The organism is Streptomyces sp. NPDC006512 (assembly GCF_040611935.1).
GTDB lineage: Bacteria > Actinomycetota > Actinomycetes > Streptomycetales > Streptomycetaceae > Streptomyces.
Window position 1 is genome coordinate 59,315 of sequence record NZ_JBEXPG010000037.1, and the last position, 23,030, is coordinate 82,344.

The 23,030-nt window shown below is 70.3% G+C and carries 21 protein-coding genes and 3 pseudogenes; 14 read left to right on the forward strand and 10 right to left on the reverse strand.

Annotated elements, in window-relative coordinates; genetic code table 11:
* Window positions 1-44: 44 nt before the first annotated feature.
* Window positions 45-668 carry a DJ-1/PfpI family protein gene (locus ABZZ17_RS24935; protein ID WP_356878652.1) on the reverse strand — a complete coding sequence of 208 codons (624 nt, stop codon included), beginning with the start codon at window positions 666-668 and terminating at the stop codon, window positions 45-47.
* Between the two features lie 150 nt (window positions 669-818).
* Between ABZZ17_RS24935 and ABZZ17_RS24940 the strand changes: the two are divergent.
* From ABZZ17_RS24940 to ABZZ17_RS24960, 5 genes and pseudogenes are all read left to right on the forward strand, one after another.
* Window positions 819-1,136, forward strand: a pseudogene (locus tag ABZZ17_RS24940) (DUF4158 domain-containing protein); the annotation flags it as partial.
* A 321-nt stretch (window positions 1,137-1,457) separates the two neighbouring features.
* Complete coding sequence (locus ABZZ17_RS24945) at window positions 1,458-1,796, forward strand: hypothetical protein (protein WP_356878654.1); 339 nt, start codon at window positions 1,458-1,460, stop codon at window positions 1,794-1,796.
* A 638-nt stretch (window positions 1,797-2,434) separates the two neighbouring features.
* The gene (locus ABZZ17_RS24950) at window positions 2,435-2,680 is read left to right on the forward strand and encodes a hypothetical protein (protein WP_356878655.1); all 246 of its coding nucleotides are present in this window, start codon (window positions 2,435-2,437) and stop codon (window positions 2,678-2,680) included.
* A gap of 223 nt (window positions 2,681-2,903) precedes the next feature.
* Window positions 2,904-4,194 (forward strand): annotated as a pseudogene (locus ABZZ17_RS24955) (transposase).
* Between the two features lie 39 nt (window positions 4,195-4,233).
* Window positions 4,234-4,554 (forward strand): hypothetical protein, encoded by a 321-nt coding sequence (locus tag ABZZ17_RS24960; RefSeq protein ID WP_356878657.1) that lies wholly within the window; start codon window positions 4,234-4,236, stop codon window positions 4,552-4,554.
* Window positions 4,555-5,340: 786 nt separating this feature from the next.
* Here ABZZ17_RS24960 and ABZZ17_RS24965 read toward each other — a convergent pair.
* Window positions 5,341-6,285: a LysR family transcriptional regulator gene (locus tag ABZZ17_RS24965; protein WP_356878659.1), complete on the reverse strand. Its 945-nt coding sequence runs from the start codon at window positions 6,283-6,285 to the stop codon at window positions 5,341-5,343.
* Between the two features lie 116 nt (window positions 6,286-6,401).
* On the opposite strand from ABZZ17_RS24965, the gene ABZZ17_RS24970 reads away from it, so the two are divergent.
* Together ABZZ17_RS24970 and ABZZ17_RS24975 are read left to right on the forward strand one after the other, a co-directional pair.
* A complete protein-coding gene (locus ABZZ17_RS24970; protein WP_356878661.1) occupies window positions 6,402-7,214 on the forward strand; it encodes an inositol monophosphatase in 813 nt (270 codons plus the stop codon).
* 49 nt (window positions 7,215-7,263) lie between these two features.
* Window positions 7,264-7,908 carry an NAD(P)-binding domain-containing protein gene (locus tag ABZZ17_RS24975; protein ID WP_356878663.1) on the forward strand — a complete coding sequence of 215 codons (645 nt, stop codon included), beginning with the start codon at window positions 7,264-7,266 and terminating at the stop codon, window positions 7,906-7,908.
* A 156-nt stretch (window positions 7,909-8,064) separates the two neighbouring features.
* On the opposite strand, the gene ABZZ17_RS24980 is transcribed toward ABZZ17_RS24975, so the two are convergent.
* The 3 genes from ABZZ17_RS24980 to ABZZ17_RS24990 all read right to left on the reverse strand — a co-directional run bounded on the left by ABZZ17_RS24980 (window position 8,065) and on the right by ABZZ17_RS24990 (window position 10,807).
* The gene (locus ABZZ17_RS24980; protein ID WP_356878665.1) at window positions 8,065-8,700 is read right to left on the reverse strand and encodes a VOC family protein; all 636 of its coding nucleotides are present in this window, start codon (window positions 8,698-8,700) and stop codon (window positions 8,065-8,067) included.
* A 425-nt stretch (window positions 8,701-9,125) separates the two neighbouring features.
* Complete coding sequence (locus ABZZ17_RS24985; protein WP_356878667.1) at window positions 9,126-9,482, reverse strand: STAS domain-containing protein; 357 nt, start codon at window positions 9,480-9,482, stop codon at window positions 9,126-9,128.
* The gene (locus tag ABZZ17_RS24990) at window positions 9,479-10,807 is read right to left on the reverse strand and encodes a GAF domain-containing SpoIIE family protein phosphatase (RefSeq protein WP_356878669.1); all 1,329 of its coding nucleotides are present in this window, start codon (window positions 10,805-10,807) and stop codon (window positions 9,479-9,481) included. Before ABZZ17_RS24990 ends, ABZZ17_RS24985 begins: the two co-directional genes overlap by 4 nt.
* Window positions 10,808-11,207: 400 nt before the next feature.
* Between ABZZ17_RS24990 and ABZZ17_RS24995 the strand changes: the two genes are divergently transcribed.
* Both ABZZ17_RS24995 and ABZZ17_RS25000 read left to right on the forward strand, forming a co-directional pair.
* Window positions 11,208-15,194, forward strand: a complete 3,987-nt coding sequence (locus ABZZ17_RS24995; protein WP_356878698.1) for a SpoIIE family protein phosphatase — start codon at window positions 11,208-11,210, stop codon at window positions 15,192-15,194.
* Window positions 15,194-15,484: an STAS domain-containing protein gene (locus ABZZ17_RS25000; RefSeq protein WP_356878671.1), complete on the forward strand. Its 291-nt coding sequence runs from the start codon at window positions 15,194-15,196 to the stop codon at window positions 15,482-15,484. The genes ABZZ17_RS24995 and ABZZ17_RS25000 overlap by 1 nt, the downstream gene beginning before the upstream one ends.
* A gap of 39 nt (window positions 15,485-15,523) precedes the next feature.
* On the opposite strand, the gene ABZZ17_RS25005 is transcribed toward ABZZ17_RS25000, so the two are convergent.
* Window positions 15,524-15,682 (reverse strand): hypothetical protein, encoded by a 159-nt coding sequence (locus tag ABZZ17_RS25005; RefSeq protein WP_356878673.1) that lies wholly within the window; start codon window positions 15,680-15,682, stop codon window positions 15,524-15,526.
* Window positions 15,683-15,740: 58 nt separating this feature from the next.
* On the opposite strand from ABZZ17_RS25005, the gene ABZZ17_RS25010 reads away from it, so the two are divergent.
* On the forward strand, window positions 15,741-16,265 hold the full coding sequence (locus tag ABZZ17_RS25010) for a hypothetical protein (RefSeq protein ID WP_356878675.1): 525 nt from the start codon (window positions 15,741-15,743) through the stop codon (window positions 16,263-16,265).
* 33 nt (window positions 16,266-16,298) lie between these two features.
* On the opposite strand, the gene ABZZ17_RS25015 is transcribed toward ABZZ17_RS25010, so the two are convergent.
* Together ABZZ17_RS25015 and ABZZ17_RS25020 are read right to left on the reverse strand one after the other, a co-directional pair.
* Window positions 16,299-16,688 carry a hypothetical protein gene (locus ABZZ17_RS25015; RefSeq protein WP_356878677.1) on the reverse strand — a complete coding sequence of 130 codons (390 nt, stop codon included), beginning with the start codon at window positions 16,686-16,688 and terminating at the stop codon, window positions 16,299-16,301.
* A 437-nt stretch (window positions 16,689-17,125) separates the two neighbouring features.
* Window positions 17,126-17,329: a cold-shock protein gene (locus tag ABZZ17_RS25020; RefSeq protein WP_114041062.1), complete on the reverse strand. Its 204-nt coding sequence runs from the start codon at window positions 17,327-17,329 to the stop codon at window positions 17,126-17,128.
* A gap of 367 nt (window positions 17,330-17,696) precedes the next feature.
* Here ABZZ17_RS25020 and ABZZ17_RS25025 point away from each other — a divergent pair, with 367 nt between their 5' ends.
* Window positions 17,697-19,817 (forward strand): SpoIIE family protein phosphatase, encoded by a 2,121-nt coding sequence (locus ABZZ17_RS25025; protein ID WP_356878679.1) that lies wholly within the window; start codon window positions 17,697-17,699, stop codon window positions 19,815-19,817.
* A gap of 52 nt (window positions 19,818-19,869) precedes the next feature.
* Here the strand turns inward: ABZZ17_RS25025 and ABZZ17_RS25030 are convergent, their stop codons facing one another.
* Window positions 19,870-20,037 carry a hypothetical protein gene (locus ABZZ17_RS25030; RefSeq protein ID WP_356878681.1) on the reverse strand — a complete coding sequence of 56 codons (168 nt, stop codon included), beginning with the start codon at window positions 20,035-20,037 and terminating at the stop codon, window positions 19,870-19,872.
* Window positions 20,038-20,132: 95 nt separating this feature from the next.
* Window positions 20,133-20,228, reverse strand: a pseudogene (locus tag ABZZ17_RS25035) (EamA family transporter); the annotation flags it as partial.
* A gap of 11 nt (window positions 20,229-20,239) precedes the next feature.
* Between ABZZ17_RS25035 and ABZZ17_RS25040 the strand changes: the two are divergent.
* The 3 genes from ABZZ17_RS25040 to ABZZ17_RS25050 all read left to right on the forward strand — a co-directional run bounded on the left by ABZZ17_RS25040 (window position 20,240) and on the right by ABZZ17_RS25050 (window position 23,029).
* Window positions 20,240-20,953 (forward strand): hypothetical protein, encoded by a 714-nt coding sequence (locus tag ABZZ17_RS25040; protein WP_356878683.1) that lies wholly within the window; start codon window positions 20,240-20,242, stop codon window positions 20,951-20,953.
* Complete coding sequence (locus ABZZ17_RS25045; RefSeq protein ID WP_356878685.1) at window positions 20,950-22,062, forward strand: type IV pilus twitching motility protein PilT; 1,113 nt, start codon at window positions 20,950-20,952, stop codon at window positions 22,060-22,062. Before ABZZ17_RS25040 ends, ABZZ17_RS25045 begins: the two co-directional genes overlap by 4 nt.
* Window positions 22,063-22,441: 379 nt before the next feature.
* Window positions 22,442-23,029 (forward strand): sulfite oxidase-like oxidoreductase, encoded by a 588-nt coding sequence (locus ABZZ17_RS25050; protein ID WP_356878687.1) that lies wholly within the window; start codon window positions 22,442-22,444, stop codon window positions 23,027-23,029.
* The last annotated feature ends 1 nt before the right edge of the window (window position 23,030 follow it).

Sequence of the window (23,030 nt, forward strand, 5' to 3'; positions counted from 1 at the left end):
GCTGAGGCTGCGACGGCCCTAGGTCGCTGCCTGCGGCACGTTGTTCAGACGAGCGCCGCTGTGGAGGAGGGCAGGTAGGGGGTGATGTTGCGCAAGGCGCGCTCGGTGTATTCCTCTTTCTCGCCGACCGGGGCGACATAGTGCAGCGCGCTTGCGGCGGCGTCGTTGCCCTGCAGGCGAGCGATGATCCAGGCGGCGAGGTAGTGCGAGGCCAGGCAGCCGCCGGCGGTGGCGATGTTGCCCTTGGCGTAGAAGGGCTGGTTGAGTACCTCGACGCCGGCGGCGACGACCCAGGGCTTGGTGGTCAGGTCGGTGCAGGCGGGGATGTTGTTGAGCATGCCGAGCCTGGCCAGCACGAGCGCGCCGGAGCACTGTGCCGCGATGAGCTGGCGCGAGGGGTCCAGGCGGCGCAGGATGTTCATGATTGCCAGGTCTTCGACGACCTCGCGGGTGTCGATGCCGCTCCCGACGATGACGGCGTCAGCGGTGCACGCCTCCTCAAGCGTGGACATCTGCTCGATGACCACCCCGTTCATCGAGGTCACCTTGGGGCTGGGGGTGGAGATGGTGACGCGCCAGTCGTCGGTCTTGATGCGGTTGAGCACTCCGAGCGCGATCAGGGAGTCGAGCTCGTTGTAGCCCTCGAAGGTGAGGATGGCGATGTGCACGTCGGTTGCCTTTCCGTTCGGTGGCGAGGACTTGACGGTAAAGCACCGACATGGCCATCGCCCTGCTGACGATGTTCGCGCAGATGGAACGGATCTACATGGCCCTCCGTCGCCCCGGGACGGGAGCAGGGGCGCTGGAATCAATGCGGCCGAAGCGGGCGCCGGCGAGCCGGCTGGGCAGTGCAGTGGAGCTGCGTACGCATGCTCGGGGTGTTCCCCACCGAGGACCTATCCGTGGCCCCAGGGGCGGCGGTCCGCTGCGCCGCCGATCAACTGGATGTCTACCCCGGTGAGTTCGCCGCGTACGCGACACGGCGGCAGCGCCAGTACGGGATGGGCTCGAAGGCGCCCACGCTGCGGGAACTGGAGGAGACGCGGAAGACCGCAACGGTGCCCCCCACTGTGCGGCATCGGGAGTCGGCGAGCGTCGACGACGCCCGCAGCTGCTCTTGGAGGTCGCCGAGCTGATCGGCATGACGTCGGCGTTCACGTATATCTCCGGGCGTCGACCCGTCGATGGTGGAGTTCGCGCTGAGCGTGTGCGCCCTGCCATGGCGGAGGCGTGCAGCGACGTGGGCCCTGACCCCGGTGGTGAAGCCGAACGTGCCCGCCCTGTCCCGGGGCCGACTGGTCCAGGTGGAGCAGGGGTATCTACGGGCGGAGGCGCTCTCGGCGGCGAAAGGGATGCTCATCGAAGGCCCCGTCGCTCCCGGTACCCCCGCGGCCGTCGCGGCAGCACGTGCGAGGATCACTGAGAGTTCGCCTTGTCCGCTTTCACAGAGGCCGCACATGAACAGCAAGTTCCTCCCCTTCCTGCGCAAGCGTGGGACCAAGGTCACCTACGAGGTGACCGGCACCGGCTCCTTCGAGGTGTCCTATTCGGTCGGCGACCCCTTGAAAGGTGAGCAGAAGCAGGTCAAGGCTGGCGTCACGCCGTGGAAGCAGGACGTCGTGATGTCCGGCATCGACGCGATGCCCATGCTCACGATCATCACCTCCAACCCCGAGCATCCCGACGGCTGGCTCCAGTGCACGATCTCCATCGACGGGGAACTCGCAGTGGAAGGGGCGGTGTCCTCTCGGTCAGCCAGCGCGACCTTCACGGCTCTGCCCGGCGCGACGGGCTGACGGCAGCGGGCATCAATGCGGGGCCCGGCGGGCCCTCACGCAGCGGGTGGAGCGGGAAGGCGCAGACCGTCCGGTGCCACGCGGCCACAGCGCCCGCACGAGACCCCCACCGGAGATGCTCACGACAGATGTGGCCAGGCGGCGGGAACTCCCGGTCGGGGTCACCACCGACGCACGGAAGCACGTTCCGCTCGAACGAGACGTCCACGGACAGCGCGCGGCCCCGGGCCCGGTGGCGAACGCCCGGTCCGCGTCCGCCAGCAGCCGCAGCGACCGTTCCTGGTCCGCGTCCCGGCTGGACGGGCGCAGCGTACCGGCCGCCCGCAGGCTGCGGGCGGGGAGGCGAGAGCTCGCGGCGACCGTCGGTCTGGGTCGCGAACGACTTTCGAGGTATGAGCCCTGCTTCGGGGAACGAGTTCATCCGCCACACGGCATCGCGAGACGGGCCACCATCGACGCGGCCAGCCTCTCCCCAGGCAGAGAGGTGTGCTGGGCCTGACCCGTCTCGACAGCCGCCTGGGCAAGCGCGGCAGCACCTTTCACCTTGTCGTTCTTCAGCCAGGTCTCGATGCAGTACGCCGCTACTGTTTCCCTGTCGTCGTCCGGGGTGACCCCGGACTGAATGAGAGGTGGGGACAGTGGAGAAGACCTGGTTCGAAGTGGTGTTCCGCAGGAGACCGCATCCGGTGCTGCGCCTGCTGGGCAACCTGGCGCTCTGTGCAGCCCAGCTGGTCTTCGTAGTCGCCGTGATCACGAACTTCCATAGTGGGTGGCGGTGGCTTGTTGTCCCGCTAGGGCTCTGGGCGATGGTGGCCGATGGCCGGGGCGTGGCCTTGGCGATGCAAGACCTTCGGCGGCGCGACGCCGCCCTGACGCCGGAGTGACCAAGTTCGCGGACTGAGCTTGTCGTTTATGGTCTGCCGTCGAAGGGGGCTCGAACTTGATCGAGATTTCCCCAGTTCACCGGATGTGTGAGGTGCCGTCGTTCGATGCTGTGCTCAGCAACAACGCAGCACTGAGGCCGGGAACGTGGGACTGGTCGAGCACAACGTCCAACGAGACGCGTTCACGGTGGTGGCGGAGTGCCGGTCGGAGCTGTACGCGTGCCTGGTCTTCACCGCACGCTCGTGGACCTGGCCCTCGCGCCTGAGCACCGGAGGGGGCCACGGTGCCCTCTACTCCGGGGTTGACCAGCGCCGGATCGATGTCGCCCGGCTACGGAGGGGGCTGGTCGCCGTTACACTGCCCCGGGCTAGCGATGGCTGGCTGGTGTTGACCGTGGACGTCTCCCCGTGGCTGAGGCCGGACGCCGACACCCCCTCGGACCGCTGCTTCTGCCATACCTTAGGCCGGGGTCCGGGCAAGCACCAGATGGTGCCCGGCTGGCCGTACTCGATCCTCGCCGCTCTGGAGACCGGCCGGACCTCGTGGACCGCGCTGTTGGACGATCCGGCTGGAGCCCGCCGCCGACGTGGCCGCGGTCACCGCTGGACAGGTCCGCGGCGTCGTCGGACGGCTCCTGGACGCTGGACAGTGGAGTCGGCGACCCGAGCATCCTCGTCGTGCTGGACGCGGGCTACGACGCGTCCCACATCGCCCACCTCCTGGCCGGCCTCCCCAGGAGGTTCTGGGGCGGATCCGCTCGGACCGGGTGATGCGCAAGCCGGTCCCGGTGCCGTGGATCTGCCCGCCACAGGGCGGCCGTCCGCCGAAGCACGGCGGCGACTTCGTCTTCGGTGACCCGGCCACGTGGGGCGAGGCCATCACGGTCATCGTCACCAACACCGACCGATATGGGGCGGCGACCGCGCAAGGCTGGTACCGGCTCCACCCACGACTGACTCGCCGAGCCGCCTGGCTCGACCACCAAGGCCCGTTGCCGATCATCGAAGGCACCGTGATCTGGTTGACGGTCGAGAAGCTGCCCAGCGGCGGTGTGAACAAGCCCGTCTGGCTCTGGTGGTCCGGCACCGGCGCCACCACCCAGGACGTCGACCGATGTTGGCAGTCCTTCCTGCGACGATTCGACCTGGAACACACCTTCCAGCTGCTCAAGCAGATCCTCGGATGGACCCGCCCGCGACTTCGGAACTCCAGGGCACGGGACCTCCGTCGGCCGTGGGAACGCCCGGCGGAACCGAACAGACTCACCCCCGCCCGCGTTCGACGCGGGTTCAGAAACCTACGCGCGAAGACCGGCACGCCAGCCAGTGCACCGAAACCAACCCGGGCCGGCCCCAGACGCCCGCTCGGCTCGAAGAACCGGCATCCAGCCACCCGCTACGAGGTGGGACGCGTCCTCGCCACGTGCGAGGCCTACAGTCGGCCCGCCCACCGCAAGGAGGGGACAAAACCCCGACGCAAAACCGACGCTGACCGCGATCACAGCACGGCATAGGCTGCTCGGGTAGTCGCAGCTGGACCAACAGGGGGCCTTATGGAGCACAGCTCTGAGCGAGAGAACAGCGAAGGCTCGGCTTCTTCCCGCTACACCCGGGATATGCAGCAAGAACGCCACGCCTTGCGCGAAGTCCTGCGCTCCGATCTGCCCGCCGCCCACATGGGATTGGGCGTGACCATCATCGCCCTCATCGTGGTCGCCAGCCTCTCCGGCCCTCGATGGACACTGATCATTACTGGTGCCTTCACGGCCTGGTTCACCCTTGCACTGACAGTGATCCAGATCGGCAGCGGCCGTGGCTGGGACGCCATCCGGCGGGCCTACGTCGCAACGTTCGGTTGGGGCAACTGGATCTGACGTCCCTCACTGATTTCGAGGTACTCGGGGCCGCAGCCTGGAGTGGTGTGTGGGGGCTGTGGTGACCAGTTGCGGCCGGCTGCGCGGATGGACGCCGTGTTCTGCTCGACGGCATGCCGTGCCAGGTCATGGCGGCGGGCTGGTCGGTTACGGCGCAGGGTGATGGCAGAGTTGAAGGGGGCGGGTCGGGTGACGTGTCCCGAGTGCGGGACGCCCTGGATTGCTTTGACCTGCACCGGCGGGCGGAGGGCTGGGCACTGCGGGTCCTGGTCGTCGGCCGGCAGCCACAGCCCCAGCAGCTCGTGGCCGACGTCGCCGGCATCTGCGGCCCGGGCTCCGCGACCAGAGAACGGTATGCGCTCGCCGGGTTCCGCCGCCTCATCGAAGAACGCGCACGCCAGGCCCACCACCTCCCGACTCCAGCGCCCGATGACGGGAGTCGTTTGTCAATGACTTCGGGCTCCGACTCAGCTCTGTTGGGGCGGCCACACAGAATGAGGGGGAAGTCGGACGCCCCCTTGATCCCCTGCTCTCGAAATCGACGGAGGGCACCTTCCCGCAGAAACAGGGGGCACCCTCCGGACCAGACCCGATCAGTTGAGATTCCCCTAGAAGGGGTATTCATCCGACAGCGAGTCAGCCTCGTCTTCCATCAAATTTCCGTCCAGAATTTGCCCCCTCCCATCGGCCGGGACCCGCTGACCGCTTCGGGATGATCGCCCGTTCCGGTCAGACGGTCACGAGGACGGAAGTCAGCTGCCACAGGCCCATTCCCCTGGTTATCCGTCACTGTCCGGTCCCGTTGGTGAGGGGCTGTGGAGAGGTGGTCGGTGGGGTGAATAGTGCCTGGACGGTTTTGGTGGCCAGGTCTCGTAGCCAGGTGTGGGCGCGGTCGTTGTCGTAGCGCTGGTGCCACAGTAGGTACAGGGGGACGTCGGGCAGCGGGAGGGGTGGCGGCAGTGTGGTCAGGCCGAGTTGCTCCCGGGCCTTTCCGGTTACGGCGTCGGGGAGGGTGACGACCAGGTCGGTTTCGAGGGCGAGTTGCAGTGCGAAGGCGGCGGTGGGCCCGGCGGCTACGACGCGCCGTTCGAGGCCGTGTGCGGTCAGGACGTCATCGACCGGGTCGCGCAGGCGACCGCGACGCGAAACGGTGACGTGCTCGGCGGCTGCGTAGCGCTCGAGGCTCAGTGGGCCTTCGGTGAGCGGGTGCCCCGGTCGGACGGCGATGACCAGCCGGTCCCTGCCGACGAGGCGGTGGCGGATGTCGGGAAGCGTCGGAGTGCTGGAGCTCGATTCGATGTCGACCTCACCCCGGCGCAACTCGGCATCGTCCGACCCGGGTTCGGTGGACAGGCGCAGCCGGACGCCTGGGGCCCGGCGGTGTACGGAGGTGATCAGGCCAGTACCGCAAGCTGCGGTCAGGGCGTCGTGCCAGCGCACGGTGAACACCCGGTCGAGAGCCGCCAGGTCGAGTTCCTGCTGCGCGGAGAGAAGCTGGTGGGCCTGCTGCACGAGGGTGTGGACCTGGGCGCGCATGGCCAGCGCCCGGGTGGTGGGGACCATGCTCCGGCCGGTACGAACCAGGATCGGGTCACCGGTGGCGTTGCGGATGCGGCCCAGGGAGCGGCTCATCGCGGGTGGGGTGACGTGGAGGCGTGCTGCCGCGCCGGCGACGCTGCCCTCTTCCAGCAAGGCGTCCAGTGCCGTCAGTAGATTCAGATCCAGTTGCATGACAGTAATCCTATGAGTGAAAAGCATGCACTTGTTGTTAACGATCGGGCGGCCTACCTTCGAAGTGCGGGGCAAGACAACCGCCCCCGCTTCTAACGATCCCCAGGGAGCCCACCATGAGCACCGCCATGTCTTTCGACGCCGGTACGACGTTCCTGGCCGATGTGACCGCCGCTGTGAAGACCGCCGGCATCACGCTGCGCGACCGCTACACCCCGCACGCCCGGGGCGTGAGTCTGGACGAGGTCGTCGGCGAGATCCACGCCAATGACGACGCGGTACTGGAGGTGCTGCGGGAACCGCTGCTGCGGGCGCGGCCGGGGTCGCAGTGGGCCGAGGACGAACTGGCCGGCGGCGCGCTCCCGGCCGGGGAGTGGTGGGTCGTCGACCCCGCCGAGGGCAACATCAACCATGTCCACGGGATGGACGACTGGGCTGTCACCGCCACCCTGGTCAGCGACAACCGGCCGGTGCTCACCGTCGTCCACCTGCCGCTGACGGGCGACACGTACACCGCCGTCGCGGGCGGCGGTGCCCGGCTCAACGACCGTCCCCTGAAGGTGTCCGCCAAGACCGACCTGGGCGCCGCGCTCATCGGCACCGGTCAGGCCAAGCCCGGCGAGGACGAGCGCACCTTCCGGCGGATCGGTGACTCCGTCACCGCCATGCTCATCAACGGCCTCGTCGTGCGCGTGTCCGTGCCGGCCACGATGCAGCTCATCCACGTCGCCGCCGGACGCATGGACGCGTTCTGGCAGTTCTCCGACGTCCGCTCCGGCCTGGTCGCCGGCGCCCTGCTGGTCTCCGAGGCAGGAGGCACCGTCACCGACCGGGCGGGCGAACCCTGGAACACCGCCAGCCGCGACTTCCTGGCCGCCGCCCCCGGCCTCCACTCCGCCGCCCTCAAGGTCCTCGCACCCATCGCCTGACCGGCGCGCCTCCGCTCTTCCCACCCGACACCACAAGGAGCACCACCTCATGACCAGCATCGGCATCCTGGGCGCCGGCCGCGTAGGAACCAACCTCGCCCGCAAGCTAGCCGCCGCCGGACACCACGTCACCCTCGGTGGCCGGAGCCCCGAAGACACCGCCGCCCGCACGGATGGGCTCGCCCCGCGGATCGCCTTCGCCGACCAGCGCACCACCGCCCGCACCGCGGACATCGTCATCAACGCGACGCCCGGCGACAGCTCCCTGGAACGCCTCGCCGACCTGCGCACCGAGCTCTTCGGCAAGATCCTCATCGATGTCTCCAACGCCACGAGCACCGCTGGTGACGGCTTGCCCGCCGACCTGTGCTATCCCGGAAGCAGCCTCGCCGAGAAGCTCCAGGCCGCGCTCCCCGACACCCATGTGGTCAAGACCCTCAACACCATGCTTTTCACGGTCATGACCGCTCCCGAGACCCTGGCCACCCCACCGACCGCATATCTCTCGGGCGACGACGAACAAGCGAAGAGGACCGTCTCCGGCCTGCTCGGCGACCTCGGCTGGCAGCCCGAACGGATCGAAGATCTCGGCGACATCACCACAGCCCGCGCCACCGAGGCCATGATCCTGGTCGTGCCCCACATCCTGCGACGGCACGGCTTCAAGCCCTTCGCCGTCTCCCTCGCCCGCTGACCCACACCAAGACCGGGTCATTGTGAAACCGGGTGGGTGGGTGGGACCGCTTCGTGGCGCGCGGATACGGCTACGACCGCTGCGAAGGCCAGCGCGTGCCGGCGTGGCCCGCGGTGACGGTCAGGGGACTGCTCCCGCGGGGCAGGCGGGCCCTGGTCAGATCGTGACCGGGCCGCGGGCGGTCGCGAACTCGACCGAGACCAGGCCCGGTTCCTCATCCTCGACCCAGGTGACGTCGATCTGGTCGAGGGGGTGGTCGGCCGGTTCGCCGAGGAATTCGGCGATGGAGGCGGCGTCACCGGCGATGGAGACCCCGTGGATGGTGGTGGAGGTGCGCGGGTCGGCGCTGGGGCGCTCCTCGGTGGGGACCGACCACTGCAGGAAGTAAGGCAGTTGCGGGTCCTCCAGCAGTTCCAGCAGGCCGATCTGCTTCCACCTCAGGTCGAACCCGTCGGGGCGGACGCGGTGGCCCTCGGCCGCGGTGCGGCCGAGGCGGGCTTCGACCGGGGCGATGTCGTCGACGGAGACCACCCAACCGAGCCAGCCGCCGCCCTCGGCGGCGCGGCGCGCGACCGCCTGGCCGAAGGGTGCGCGGTCGGCGGCGGGGTGGTCGAGTGTGGTGACGACCTCGACGTAAGTGCCGCCGCTCAGCGGGAGAATGAAATTGCGGGTGCCGAATCGTGGGTGCACGCCCCCGTCGACGAACCCGGCTCCGAGGGCCGATCCGATCCACTGGACGGTCGAGACGAAGCTGTCGCGGGCCACCGCATAGGACACGTGATCAAGTCGCACTGCTGCATCATCACCCGACACCCCGCACAAATCACGACGCCACGCCCGCCGCCCGGCCGCGTCCGGCGCGGATTCAGCCGTGGATCGGATCGATCATCGCCATCCCGGCGGCGGGGGGGGAAGCCCGGTCGATCAGCTCCGGGCAAGGGGCGAGCCCGGGGGCACCGGACCGGCTTGGACCCGCTCAGATCGGTCAACGGCGCACCCGATAGCGCAGGTGAAGCACGAAGACGTGGCGGCCGACAACCGTGACTCCGATCCGGTCCCAGTACCGCCGGGTGTAGTCGTAAGCGTGTCGTGAGCACCGGTCCACCCTCGCCTGGGCGCGCCACACCTGAAACCCGCGGCATCCCAAGTGGGGTGCGGGGTGGGGAGTGCGGGCGTCAGGCCGAGGGGAGCCAGGGGCTGAGCTGTGCACGAGTTCGCTAGGCGTGCAGGGCGTTGACGGCGTCCTCGACGGTGGGCTGGAAGGTGAAGAGCTGATCGAGGCCGATGATGCCAAAGACATGCATCAGGTCGGCGTTCAGCCCGACCAGGAGCAGGGGCGCACCGGCCTCGTTCGCGCGGTGGTAGGCGCTGACGAGCACGGTGATGCCGGTGGAGTCGCAGTAGTCGAGCGCGGAGAGGTCGATCAGCACGGGGACGTCGGAGCTGAAGGGGGTGTCCTGGATGACCCGGGTCAGCTCCGGTGCCGTGTGGTGGTCGAGTTCGCCGGCCACGGCCAGCACGGTGACCCCACGGGAGTGGGTGTGTCGGGTGGCGGTCAGGGTGCGGTCGGTCACCTGTTCTCCTGAGCGGGTAGTGGTGTGCGGCGGGGCGGGACGGACAGGGCGAGCAGCGCGGTGTCGTCGCTCACCCCGGTCCCCAGGGCGGTGAAGAGCTTGTGCACCGTGGCCAGCAGACTGTCGGCTCCGCGCGCGGTATGGGCGGACAGGTGGCGGGCCAGTCCCTCCTCGCCGAGCATGCTGCCGTCCGCGGTACGGGCCTCGATGAGCCCGTCGGTGTACAGCAGCAGCGTGTCACCGGGGGCGAGGCGGGTGGTGGCCTGCACGAAGTGGGGGTCCGGCAGGAGCCCGATCAGCTGGCCGCCGGTGGTGGACACCGTCTCGACGGTGCCGTCCGCGCGCACGGCCAGGGTCGGGGGGTGGCCGCCGCCGGCCAGCGTGACGGTGAAGGAGCCGTCGGACGCGGCGTCGAGCACGCCGAACACGGCGGTGCAGAAGCGTGGGTTGTCGCCCTGGTACTCGCCCTTGAGGACCGCGTCGAGGTTGGCCAGGGCGGTGCAGGGGTCGGGGTCGTAGATGGCGGCGGCGCGCAGGGTGTAGCGGGTGAGTGAGGTCAGGGCGGCGGCGTCGGCGCCCTTGCCGCACACGTCGCCGAGGAAGAACGCCCAGCGGCCGTCGTCCAGGGGGAACAGGTCGTAGAAGTCTCCGCCGACCTCGTCGGCGGACGCGGTGTGGTAGGCGGCGGCCGTGTGCAGTCCGGGCACCGTCGGGAGGGCCGGCGGCAGCAGGGTGCGCTGGAGGGTGCGCGCCAGGCGTTCGGCGTCGGCGCGCCGGGCGCGTTCGGCGGCGACCGTGCGCAGCGCGGACAGCCGCAGTTCGAGTTCGTCCATGACGAGCGCGGCCAAGTCCCGGAGGGTCGCGAGCTGGACGTCGGTGGGGCGGCGGGCACGGGTGTCGAGGACGTCGACGGTACCCAGGTGGTATCCGTCGGCCGTGGTGATCGCCGCCGCGGCGTGGAAGCGGACGCCCAGGTCCGCCTGGACGAGGGGGTCGGTGGCTCCGCGCGGGTCGGTGAGGGCGTCCGTGAGGACGTACGGATCGTCGTACGGGACGGCGCAGGGGCTCGGGCCCGGGTCGCGGGGGACCTGCGGGACGCCCTGGAGGCCGTGCGCGGCCTTGAACCACACCCGGTCGCCGTCCAGGATCGCCACGGTGGCCATGGGGACGTCGAAGATGCGGGCCGCGAGGGCGGCGATCTTGTCGAAGGTTCCGTCGGACGGGGTGTCAAGGACCGCGTAGCGGCGCACCGCGGCGAGCCGCTGCTGTTCGTCCGGCGCGGCTCCCCTCGCGTCCCGGTGAACGGCGTACTCGGCCCCCGTCATGTCGCCCCCGCCCCCTCGTCGGCCGTCCCTCTTGGTGCGGGGCCCGGTTGTCCTATCCTACTGATCACGTCAACGAGTTCCTCAGGATGGCCCAGCGCCCATGTGGGTATCTCACGGACGTAGTGATCTTGACGTGCGGAGGGGACAACGCCATCGACGCCGGCGGGCTGCGCCCGGGCATCGGCCGTCGTGAACGAAGGGGTGGACAGTGACGCGTTCCGAGCGTGCCGAACCGGAACCGGTGCCGGCAGTCGGGGCCGGTGTGTTCGCCGCCGACGAGGCGGTCGGCCGGGACCTGTCCCTGGTGGACTGGGCGGCGACCACGCCGCTCGGGGACCCGGAGGACTGGCCGCAGAGCCTGAAGACGACCGTGAGCATCCTGTTGTCGTCGAAGTTCTCGATGTGGATGGCCTGGGGGCCGGAACTCACGTTCTTCTGCAACGCCGCCTACCGTCGCGACACCCTGGGCCGGAAGTACCCGTGGGCCCTGGGGCGGCCGGCGAGCGAGGTCTGGGCGGAGATCTGGAACGACATCGGTCCCCGCATCGACACCGTGCTCACCACCGGCGAAGCGACCTGGGACCAGGCCCTGCTGCTGTTCGTGGAGCGCTCTGGGTACCCGGAGGAGAGCTACCATACCTTCTCCTACAGCCCGCTGCGCGACGACACCGGGCAGGTGGTCGGCATGCTGTGCGTGGTCAGCGAGGAGACCGACCGGGTCATCGGCGAACGACGGATGGCCACGCTGCGCGATCTCGGGTCCGACCCCAGCGTGGTGCGCACCGAGCAGGAAATGCTCGACTTCGCCCGTCTGCAGCTGAGCCGCAATCCGCACGACCTGCCGTTCACGCTGACCTACCTCTTCCAGGACGACGGCAGCGCCGGGCTGGCCGCGGTCACCGGCATGCGCGCCGACCACCCGGCCGCGGCGGAGCTTCTGCTGCCGGACTCCGAGACGGTGTGGCCGACGGCCGCCGCGTCGCGGGGCGAGTCCGCGCTGGTGCCGTTGGACGGCGCCGTGTTCGCGGACCTGCCGACGGGGGCGTGGGCCGAAGTGCCCCGCCAGGCGCTCGTGGTGCCGCTGCGGCAGCAGGGAGGCGCCCCGTACGGGTTCATGGTGGTGGGCCTGAACCGGTACCGGGACCTGGACGACGGGTACCGCGGCTTCGTGGAACTGGTCGCCGGGCATGTCGCCACCGGAGTGGCCAGCGCTCGCAGTTACCAGGCGCAGCAGCGGCGCGCGGAGGAGCTTGCGGAGCTGGACCGGGCGAAGACGACGTTCTTCTCCAACATCAGCCACGAGTTCCGTACCCCCTTGACGCTGATCATGGGGCCGGTGGAGGAGCTGCGGGACCGCCTCGTGGGCGCGGACGCGGACGTGCGCGAGGAGCTGGAGGTCGTCCACCGCAACGGGCTGCGGCTGGGCAAGCTGGTCAACACGCTGCTGGACTTCTCCCGCATCGAGGCGGGCCGGATGCAGGCCCGCTACGAGCCGGTCGACCTGGCGCGGGTCACCGGTGAGCTCGCCAGCGTGTTCCGCTCCGCCGTCGACAAGGCAGGCCTGGACTTCCGGGTGGACTGCTCCCCGCTGGCCGAGCCGGTGTTCATCGACCGGAGCATGTGGGAGAAGGTCGTCCTCAACCTGCTCAGCAATGCGCTGAAGTTCACCTTCGACGGCTCGATCCGTGTCGCCGTGGGCGCCGAGGACGGCACGGCGGTGGTGACCGTCACCGACACCGGGATCGGTGTCGCGGCGCAGGAGATGCCCCGGCTGTTCGAACGGTTCCACCGCATCGAGAATGCCCGTTCGCGTTCCAACGAGGGCAGCGGCATCGGTCTGGCCCTGGTGAAGGAGCTGGTCGGCCTGCACGGCGGCGAGATCAGCGCCGCGTCCGCCGAGGGCCGGGGCACCCGGTTCACCGTCCGGCTGCCCTTCGGCTCCGCGCACCTGCCGGCCGACGCCGTCCTCCCGGAGGCGGGCACCGACGCGGTTCCCCTCGCGACCGACCCCTTCGTACAGGAGGCCCTGCGCTGGCTGCCCGGCGAGCAGAGCGCGGCGACGCCCGCCGCCGTCCGGGGGGACGCGGTCACGGGTGCCGTGGAGGGGAACGCGGAAGGGCCGGGCCGCGGCCCGGCGCACGTACTGGTCGCCGACGACAACGCCGACATGCGCGAGTACCTCATCCGTCTGCTGCGCGGAGCCGGTTACCAGGTCAGCGCGGTCAACGACGGCCGGGAAGCAATCGGGGCCATCCGTGCGACGGCCTTCGACCTGGTGGTCAGCGATGTCATGATGCCCCACCTGGACGGCCTCGCCCTGGTCGCCGCGCTGCGGTCCGACCAGCGCACCGCCTCGGTCCCCGTACTGCTGCTGTCCGCCCGGGCCGGGCAGGAGGCGTCCATCGAGGGTCTGCGGGCGGGAGCGGACGACTACCTCGTCAAACCGTTCGCGGCCGCCGAACTCCTCGCCCGGGTGCGGGCGAACATCGAGCTGGCGCAGCTGCGCAGCCACCATGCCCGCTGGCGCACCGCGCTGGTGGACTCCCTTCAGGAGGCCTTCTTCGTCTGCGACGAGGAAGGCGCCGTCGTCGAGATCAACGCGGCCTTCACCGACATCATCGGCTACGGACCCGAAGGCCTGCCCTACCGGCCGATCCACCCCTGGTGGCCCGACGCCGCCACCGACTCCGAGGCGCACCAGCAGGTCAGTGACGCCTTCGCCCTGCTGCTGGGCCACACCAAGGGCTCGTACACCATTCCGGTGACCCACCTCGACGGACACCGGCTGTGGGTGACGGCCACCTTCAACCAGGTCGACGATCCCGACACCGGGCGCCGCGTGACCGTCGGCACGTTCCGCGACGTCACCGCCGAGCACTACGCCATCCAGCGCGAGAGCGCACTGGCAGCGCTGGCCACGTGCCTGTCACGGGCCACCAGCGTGCCCGAGGCCCTGGCCGGTGCTCTGGCCGAACTGAAGAAGCTGTGGCGCGCCCGGTGGGTCGTGGCCGCTGTCTTCGACCACGGCGACGAACCCGTGCTGACCTCCACCGACGCGTCGCCGGCCTGGCCGGAGCTGCCCGCCGCACGACGCGGGACGCTCGACGGGCTGCGCCGGGGGCCGGTCCTGACGCCGGTCGCCGACCAGACCGGAGCCGGCATCCTCCTGGAGTTCCCCGACGGCCCGCTGGTCCTGTGGATCGACCTGGGTGAGAACCGGCCCTTCACCGGCGAGGACCAGCTGTTGCTGTCCCTCCTGGCCGGTCACCTGGCCCAGGGGCTGAACCGCGCCCACCAGTTCGACCAGCAGCGCGCGACTGCCATCGCCCTACAGCGCGCCATCCTCGGCCCCTCCCGGCTGCCCGACGGTTTCGCCGTCCGTTACGAGCCCGCCACCCAGCCCCTGGAGGTCGGCGGCGACTGGTACGACACCGTCACCCTCCCTGACGGCCGCATCGGCATCGTCGTGGGCGACTGCGTCGGCCGGGGCCTTGCCGCCGCCAGCGTCATGGGCCAACTGCGCAGCGCGTGCCGCGCCCTGCTGCTCCAGGACTCGAGTCCCTCCCAGACGCTGATGGCCCTGGACCAGTTCGCGGCGGGGGTCCCGGGTGCGATCTGCACCACCGTCTTCTGCGGCGTCCTCAATGCCGACACCGGGCAGCTGACGTACGCCAGCGCCGGCCATCCGCCCGGCATCCTCGTCCTTCCCGACGGCACCCGTCGCCTCCTGGAGGACGGACGCTCCCTGCCGTTGGCCGTGCGGCCCGGCAACCAACGCCCCGAGGGCGCCTGCACCATACCTGCCCGGTCCACCCTGCTGCTGTACACCGATGGGCTCGTCGAACGCCGCCGCCGCCCGCTCAGCGCGGGCATCGACCAGGCCAGTGAAGCCCTCCAGGACGGCCGGGACACCTCCATCGACGACCTCGCCACCCACGTGATGTCGCGGTTGGCCCCCGCCGACGGCTACGACGACGACGTCGCCCTGCTGCTCTACCGCCACCCGGCCCCGCTGGAGATGTCCTTCCCCGCCGAGTCCTCGCAGCTCGCCCCGGTCCGCAAGACGCTGCGCGGCTGGCTCAACCAGTGCGACCTGCCCCCCACCACCATGCAGAACGTCCTGGTCGCCGCGGGCGAGGCGTGTGCCAATGCCATCGAGCACGGCCACCGCGACGCCCCCGGTGACACCATCTACTTCCGGGCCGAGGCGCATGTCGACAAGCTGCGCCTGACCATCGCCGACACCGGCCGCTGGAAAGCACCGCAGCCGGAGCTCAACACCCATCGCGGTCGCGGGATGGGTCTGATGCGCGCACTGATGCAGCACGTCACCGTCACCCCCGGCCCGTCCGGCACCACCGTCGACATGCATACGAGGATCGCCTGATGACCACCACTCCCCTGACCCTCACCCTCGGATGGCGGCCCGACGGTACCGCGCTGCTGACCGCTGTCGGTGAGATCGACATGAGCAACACCAGGGAACTGGCCGCCGCCCTCGCGGGCACGGCCGGTCCCCTGGTCCTCGACCTCACCGGTGTCGAATACCTCGACAGTGCCGGCCTCAGCGTGCTCTTCCCGCACGCCGACCGCATCGAGCTGCTCGCCAACCCCCTCCTGGAACCCGTCCTGACCATCTCCGGCCTCACCGACCTGACCACCGTCCACGGCACGTGAACCCGAAACGGCCCTGGGCAGGCGCTCGGAGCGGAACCGTCAACTGTTGCGGCTCGCCCACTGCGCGGCCCGGACCGTTCCCTGCCGGATGTCCTGCCGGGGCAGCTGGAGGTCGAGAGCGTCCTCCAGGGCGTAGAAGTACAACTGGCATCCGCTGCGGCCCTCGCTGATCGCGGCCGAGCTCGGCGTGCCGTGCACGGTCCGCTCCCTCGGATCCTGGGCGTCCGGCACGAACGGACTCGCGGAGGAGTTCCTGGTGACGGACCGCGACCTCCTGCCCCGTCTCCTCGACGGCACCTGGTCGCCGTACGAGCTGACGCTGATCGACGTGCCCGCCGACGTGACGACGGAGCAGCTCGACGAGCTCGCGCTCGTGCTCGGCACGACCGGCTTTGACGAGCCGCTCCTGAACCGCCTGGGAGACTCCCGGGTCTGGTTCTCGGGCCACGACGACTGCTACGTGCTTTTGGAGACCCGGGACCCGGCTCTGCCGGCCGCGGTCCTGGCACGGCTGCTGACCCTTCTGGCCGGCTCCGCCCTCGCCGGACTCGCCGAGGCGTCCCTCTCAAATGTTCCCGAGCCCGGGCTCTGGCTGCCTGAGCAGCTGATCGCGACCGCGCCTCACTGGATCGGAACGCTGGCCGGCGTCACCGAGGATCTGGTCGCCATCAAGCTGGCTGCCCTGCCGGAGCCGTGGCGGCTGAACGTCTCGTTCCCGCGACAGGCCCACCTCACCGCAACGCTCGACGTACGTCACGGCACCTGGCGGATCACTGGGTGACACGTCGCAGAGAGAACGACACCCGCGAGCGCGCTATCCGGCGCTGCGTGTGCCGGGCGGGTCCTGGGGGTCCACTCCGGTGGAGGCGGAGGCGTCCTTGGTTCCGCTGGGGCGTTGTGAGCGGCCTCGCGGGCCGAGGTCGTGCATGCCCTTGTCGCCGGAGCCCTTGCCCTGGTCCTCTCCGCGGGTGCCCCTGCTCTTGGAGGGGGTGCCGTGGGGGTTGCCCGCTTCTTCCTTTGAAACCTTTCGGCCGGGGCCCTTGGCGGCGGCGTACTCGTCCGGGTGGAAGGAGCGGTGGGCGCTCGGGTTCTCCTGCTGAGTGGTCTCGTCCACATCCGGTGACCAGCCGTGCTGCTTCGCTTCCTTGTGCCGGCTGATGCCCTCGCCATCGCGGGGCCGGGACGGCTTCGGTTGCTTGGCCATGACCTGACCTGCTGTCCTGTATCGGGATGGACGCACACGTCGCGCCCTCTACCCGTGGTACTGAAATCCTCTCACCGGCCCGCGGGACGGTCATATCGGGCCGCGTACTGCGGGTCTGGGGGCGTGCACGGCTTCAGGCGGGGAACCGGTCATCCTCATACCCGGTTCCCCGGACCGTCGCGCCGCGCCGTGAGGCCGGCCCAGATGGCGGTGCATCGGCGGGGGCGGGGTCCGCTGCCGCCGATGGGGGCATCGGGGATGAGGTCGGGGGCCGCTCGGAGGTAATCAGGATCCGCAGCCGCCTGCCATACGGCGTGTTCACGCGACCTGACCTGGCGTCGCAAAAGAAAGGCCCGGCCGGCACGAGCGTGCCGGCCGGGCTTTCATGCGGCAGCGAAGCCACTGCGTGCTCGCGGGCCGCTACAGGGAGTGAAGGCTCAGGCGGGGGTGATGTTCTCCGCCTGGGGGCCCTTCTGGCCCTGGGTGACGTCGAAGTTCACCTTCTGGCCCTCCTGCAGCTCGCGGAAGCCCTGAGCGGCGATGTTCGAGTAGTGGGCGAAGACGTCCGGGCCGCCACCCTCCTGCTCGATGAAGCCGAAGCCCTTTTCCGAGTTGAACCACTTCACGGTTCCGGTGGCCATGTGTCCTCCAAGGGACTAGAAACCGGTCCCGCACCATGCGGGAGCCGGAGGTGATCGCCCTGGTCCTCAGAGACGCCGAACAGCAAAATCGCCCGTGAAACTGTGCTCACGGGCGACCGGTACTTCGGAACCATGACAGCTGGCGCTGACGCTACACGGAGAGTCCTGCTCGCACCACAGAAACGCCTCCTACGCCTCACTCCACGGACGAACTTCCGAATGGGTGCCCCTCCCCCACACCGGAGCACCCGCCGACGGAGGCTGCCGCCCGGGCCGGGCGGGCGCAGGATGAGTAGGAGGACCGACGGGCGAGCGAGGGACCGGACCGTCGGGTCCGAGACCCGCAGTGGCTGAAGGAGGTCCGGTCATGGTCGCGTCCGAGGCGTTCCCGGCCGGCCCCGGCCCCGTACGGGTGGTTCCCTCCGAGCCCGGCGGCCTGCTGGACGTGCTGAGCGTGGCCGCGGTGGTCCTGGACACCGGGGGGCGCATCACGTTGTGGAGCCCTCAGGCCCAGGAGCTGTTCGGCTGGTCGGCCGAGGAGGCGCTGGGCAGCTACGCGGTGAAACTGCTGGTCGCCGATGAGTACGCCGATCTGGTCCTGGAGCTGTTCGCGAAGGTCATGGCCGGCGGCGACACCTGGGCAGGCGTCTTCCCCGTGCGGCACAAGGACGGCTCCACGAAGCTGGTGGAGTTCCGCAACATGCGGCTGCAGGACGAGGACGGCGCCGTCTACGCCCTGGGGATCGCCTGCGACGAGGCCGTTCTGCGCGGCGTGGAGCGCGACCTGGCACTTTCGGTGCCGCTCGTGGCGCAGTCCCCGCTCGGGCTCGCGGTACTGGACACCGACCTGCGGTACGTACTGATCAACCCGATGCTGGTACGGATCAACGGCCTACCCGCCGAGGAACACCTGGGCCGTACACCCCATGAGGCGGTGCCGTTCCTGGACACCGAGGTGATCGAAGCCTCCATGCGCCAGGTCCTGGACACCGGCGTACCGCTGCTGGACCAGTACGGCGTCGGCCGTACTCCCGCCGACCCGGGCCGGGAGCACGCCTGGTCGGGCTCGTACTACCGGTTGGAGGACCCCCGCGGGCGGGTGATCGGTGTCGCCCTGGTGGTGGTGGACGTCACCGACAGTTACCGTGCGGCCAGAGAAACGGCCGAGGCCCGCAGGCGCCTGGACCTCATCGCCCGGGCTTCGGTGACCGTCGGCACCACCCTGGACCTTGAGCGCACGGCCCGGGAACTCGCCGACCTCGTCGTGGCCGACCTGGCCGACCTCGCCTCGGTCGACGTCCTCGACTCGGTCCTGGAGGGCAGCGCGACCGCGGCCCCCGGCCCCGGTGCGGGACAGGCCCTGTTCATGGCCCTGGCCCTCGCCGCGGCTTACGAGACGGACGCGCTCCGCGCCGCCGACCAGGTGGGCGAGCGCACCACCTATTCGGCCGAACGCCTGGTCACCCGCTGCGTGACCACCGGGCACCCCGTCCTGGTGCCGCACACCAGCCGTACGGACTTGGGGCGCATCGCGCGTGACGGCGCCTCCGCCGACCTCCTCGCCCAAGAGGGCGCGCATTCCTACCTGGCCGTGCCGCTGACGGCCCGCGGACAGGTCCTCGGCGCCCTCGGCCTCCTGCGCACCCGCAATCCGCTCCCCTTCGGCCACGACGACGTCACTCTGGCCGGCGAGCTCGCCACCCGCGCCGCCATCGCCATCGACAACGCCCGCTGGTACCAGCACGCCACCGACACCGCCCTGACCCTTCAACGCCACCTCCTCCCGCACCCCCCGCCCCGGTCCGCCGGCCTCCAGATCGCCTACCGCTACCAACCCGCCGCGGCGGCCAGTGGGATCGGCGGCGACTGGTTCGACGCGATCCCCCAGCCCGAGGACAAGACCGCCCTCGTCGTCGGCGACGTCATGGGACACGGCGTCCACGCCGCCGCCACCATGGGACAACTGCGCACGGCGACCCGCACCCTGGCGGACCTGAGCCTCGATCCGGCCCGGGTCCTGCGCCACCTCGACCACATCACCACCGAACTGGAGGGGACCATGGCGACCTGCGTCTACGCCACGTGGGACCCTCTCCGCGCCCGCTGCCGCGTCGCCCTCGCCGGCCACCCTCCCCCCATCGTGATCCGGTCAGGGCAGTACCCCGAACTGCTCGACCTTCCCGTCGGTGTGCCGCTCGGCACGGGCGGCCTCGGCGACGCCGACTTCCAGACCACCGCCCTCGGACTGGTCCCCGGAGACCGGCTGGTCCTGTACACCGACGGACTCGTCGAAACCCGCGGAGACTCTTTCGACGACCGCCTCGGCCTCCTCCTCAGCCTCCTCACCGACTCCGGCCTCTCCCCTGAGGCAACCTGCGACCGGCTCCTGGCCGCCCTACGACACGACGACGCCGCCGATGACGTCGCCCTCGTCATCGCCCACGTCCGCCCCCACCCACCCGGCGACGGGGCGAGCGCACCGATCTGACCGGCCAACCGGAACGGCCCGGTCGACGCGCATACGGGCCGGTCCCGCGACGTCAGAACCGGACCGTTTCGGGCGCCTCTGCGAGCGGCTCGCCCGCCTCGTTCGCAGCCTCTGCCAGCCACACCACGGCGGCTCCCGCGACGGCCACGACGACGATGCCGGCGACCGCGGCCCAGCTGATGCGTTCGCCGAGGATCAGCAGTCCGGCGAGGGATCCCATGACGGGGTCGATGCTGAACAGCGTGCCGACCACCCTCGCGGAGGGACCAGCCACTGGTGCCCGCTCACCCGGCCGATCGCGCCGATCCCGAGGAAGGCCACCGCGCAGGGCCCCAGGAACTCCAGGGTGACGGCGACGCCGAGCGGGATCCGGTCGATGGCCGAGTAGAGGCAGAGGTTCATGGCTGCCATGGCCACCCCTGGTGATCAACGGCACCGTCTACGCGCCGACCGCTGCCGTCGACCTGTCGATGAGCCAGGTCAGCTCGCAGGTCGTCACCCGCGGCGTCATCGCCCGGACCATCGGCCTCGGCATCCGTCCGGCCGCGGGATACCTCCGCCCGGTGATCGGAGTCCCACCGGAGCCGGTGCTGTTCACGACCTATCCGGCCGTGATCGCGAAACCGGCCTCGGTCACCGCGATCACCGGGTTCACGGCCCCGGCTCCCGGCGCGCCCGTCGACGTCACGGACGCCACCATCCCCGGCGGTGGCCGGGCGTCCCTCACGTTCGGCGGCTACGCCAAGCCGGGACCGGCCACGACCGGAGCGCTCGACCACGTCGTCCTGCAGGTGGCGCACCACGAGGACGGCGACGTGGAGTCGGTGAAGATGTCGGTGGACTTCCCCGGCAGCACCTGCACCGGCACTGGCACCGGCACCGCACTGAACGTGCCGGTCCGTCTCGGCTCCAGCGGCCCGGTGACCGACCAGGTCGACCTGGCACCGTGTGGCCTGACCGAGGCCTCCCAGTTGGCCGGGCTGACCGTGACCTACACCGTCACCGCCGGGAGCGGCGGCGCGAACGAGCACCTCGGCGGCACCCGGATCGACCTGCTGTCCGGCCCGCTCGTCAAGGCCGCCGTGTCCTTCGACGGCCACACCAGCACCGTCAAGCAGTGGACGGTCCTGCCATGAGCAAGCACACTACCTTGGAGACCACCATGTCCGGGCCAAGTGCCGCGATCATCGACCGCCTGCTCGGTGAGCTGTGGGAGCGGGGCGGCAGCGACCTGCTGCTGACCACCGGATCGGCGCCGTTCCTGCGCGTCGACGGCGCACTGCGACCGGTCGAGGGGCCCGCGCTGACCGAGCCGGAGGCCGATCGTCTGGTGACCGGCGTGCTGGGCGAGGAACTCACGGAACGGTTCCGCCGGGAGAAGCAGGTCGACTTCGCGTTCAGCTGGGGGGAGAGGGCCAGGCTGCGCGGGAACGCATTCGTGCAGCGCGGCGCCTCGGCTCTGGCGCTGCGGATCATCCCGTTCGACGTGCCGTCGTCCGAGCAGCTCGGGCTCCCCCCGGTCGTCATGGGGTGGGCGGGCATGCCGCGCGGGTTCGTGCTGGTCACCGGGCCGACCGGGTCGGGGAAGTCGACGAGCCTGGCGGCGCTCGTCGACCACGTCAACACGCACCGGTCGGTGCACATCCTGACCATTGAGGACCCGATCGAGTACCTGCACCAGCACAAGCGCTCGGCGGTCAACCAGCGCGAGGTCGGCACCGACACCGACTCGTTCCCGGCCGCGCTGCATGCGGCCCTGCGTGAGGATCCCGACGTCCTGCTCCTCGGCGAGATGCGCGACCCGGAGAGCATCTCCGCGGCCCTGACCATCGCCGAGACCGGGCACCTGGTGTTCGCCACCCTGCACACCAACGACACGTCGCAGACGCTGGACCGCATCGTCGACGTGTTCCCGGCCGAGCAACAGCCGCAGATCCGGCTGCAATTGGCGCACACCCTGGTCGGCATCCTGAACCAGACGCTCATCCCCCGGATCGGCGGGGGCCGGGTGGCCGCCTTCGAGGTGCTGGTGGGCACGTCGGCGATCCGCAACCTGATCCGCGAGGGCAAGACCCGCCAGATCCGCAACATGGTCTCGACCGGCCACCGTGACGGCATGCAGACCCTCGAAACCAGCATCAACGCCCTCGTCGCGGCAGGCGCCGTCGCCCACGAGGAGGCCCTGCTGCACACGGCCTACCCGGAGGACATCAAGCGGCCCCACGTCCAGGTCGGCCGCGCCTGACCGTCCGAGGGACAACGCCGTGAAGAGGCGGTCCGGGGCGCGGATGCCGCTCGCGCGGGATTCGCTTCGTACCTGGTCGCCCGCTCTTCGCCGGGTACCTGACGGACTTCGCCCGCACGGTTGTGCTCGGCGACGACCTGGTCAAGCTGAGCGTGGCAGCCCGCGAGACTTCTCGGGCAGGACCGCATCGCCGGCGGACAGCTGCACGCCGAGGTGCGGGCCCTGGCCGGCAAGGCGGGTTGGAGCCTGGCGAAAACCACGACGAGCCTGTCGGTCTCCGCGTCTACGGCGCGGGTGAGCGGCGGATGCTGGCAGACTTCTGCTCGCGGAGAGGCGCTCGCCGTCACCGCGTCGGCAAGCGGGAGAACAGGGCGGCATCGTGGGATCGGGACAACTTCCTCCTGGCCAGAAGCTGGCGAAGGGCTGGCCGGTGTCGCACTACGGGCCGGTACCGAAGTTCCGGCCCGAGCGGTGGACCCTTCTGGTCTTCGGCGCCACTGCCTCGGGCGAGAAGTACAGCTGGTCCTTCGACGAGGTCTCCGCCCTCCCCTGCATCACGATCGTCACCGACATGCACTGCGCGTCGGGGCCCTCGACGACCGACCACGAGTTCTACGGCGTGCCCGCCCGGGCCTTGCTGGAGCTGGCGCCACCGGCCCCCGATGTCACCCACGTCATGGCGTGGGCCGAGTACGGATACAGCGCCAACCTGCGCCTGACCGACTTCGCCTCGGACCGGACCCTGCTGGCCATGCACCACGACGGGGAACCGCTGACCGTCGAACACGGCTTCCCCCTGCGCCTGGTCGTACCGCACCTGTACGGCTACAAGGGGCCCAAGTGGCTGCGCGCCATCGAGTACATGACCCAGGACCGGCGGGGATTCTGGGAGGAACGCGGGTTCCACAACGTCGCGGACCCGTGGAAGGAACAGCGGCACTCTTACCAGGAGGACGACTCCCCTTAGG

What these genes read in the sequence shown, in the direction of transcription:
- ABZZ17_RS24945 (WP_356878654.1), top strand. Translation starts at nt 1,458, where the DNA reads ATGAACAGCAAGTTCCTCCCCTTCCTGCGCAAGCGTGGGACCAAGGTC.
- ABZZ17_RS24960 (WP_356878657.1), top strand. Translation starts at nt 4,234, where the DNA reads ATGGAGCACAGCTCTGAGCGAGAGAACAGCGAAGGCTCGGCTTCTTCC.
- ABZZ17_RS24965 (WP_356878659.1), bottom strand. Translation starts at nt 6,285, where the DNA reads ATGCAACTGGATCTGAATCTACTGACGGCACTGGACGCCTTGCTGGAA.
- ABZZ17_RS24970 (WP_356878661.1), top strand. Translation starts at nt 6,402, where the DNA reads ATGAGCACCGCCATGTCTTTCGACGCCGGTACGACGTTCCTGGCCGAT.
- ABZZ17_RS24975 (WP_356878663.1), top strand. Translation starts at nt 7,264, where the DNA reads ATGACCAGCATCGGCATCCTGGGCGCCGGCCGCGTAGGAACCAACCTC.
- ABZZ17_RS24990 (WP_356878669.1), bottom strand. Translation starts at nt 10,807, where the DNA reads ATGACGGGGGCCGAGTACGCCGTTCACCGGGACGCGAGGGGAGCCGCG.
- ABZZ17_RS24995 (WP_356878698.1), top strand. Translation starts at nt 11,208, where the DNA reads ATGTGGATGGCCTGGGGGCCGGAACTCACGTTCTTCTGCAACGCCGCC.
- ABZZ17_RS25000 (WP_356878671.1), top strand. Translation starts at nt 15,194, where the DNA reads ATGACCACCACTCCCCTGACCCTCACCCTCGGATGGCGGCCCGACGGT.
- ABZZ17_RS25015 (WP_356878677.1), bottom strand. Translation starts at nt 16,688, where the DNA reads ATGGCCAAGCAACCGAAGCCGTCCCGGCCCCGCGATGGCGAGGGCATC.
- ABZZ17_RS25020 (WP_114041062.1), bottom strand. Translation starts at nt 17,329, where the DNA reads ATGGCCACCGGAACCGTGAAGTGGTTCAACTCGGAAAAGGGCTTCGGC.
- ABZZ17_RS25025 (WP_356878679.1), top strand. Translation starts at nt 17,697, where the DNA reads ATGGTCGCGTCCGAGGCGTTCCCGGCCGGCCCCGGCCCCGTACGGGTG.
- ABZZ17_RS25030 (WP_356878681.1), bottom strand. Translation starts at nt 20,037, where the DNA reads ATGGGATCCCTCGCCGGACTGCTGATCCTCGGCGAACGCATCAGCTGG.
- ABZZ17_RS25045 (WP_356878685.1), top strand. Translation starts at nt 20,950, where the DNA reads ATGAGCAAGCACACTACCTTGGAGACCACCATGTCCGGGCCAAGTGCC.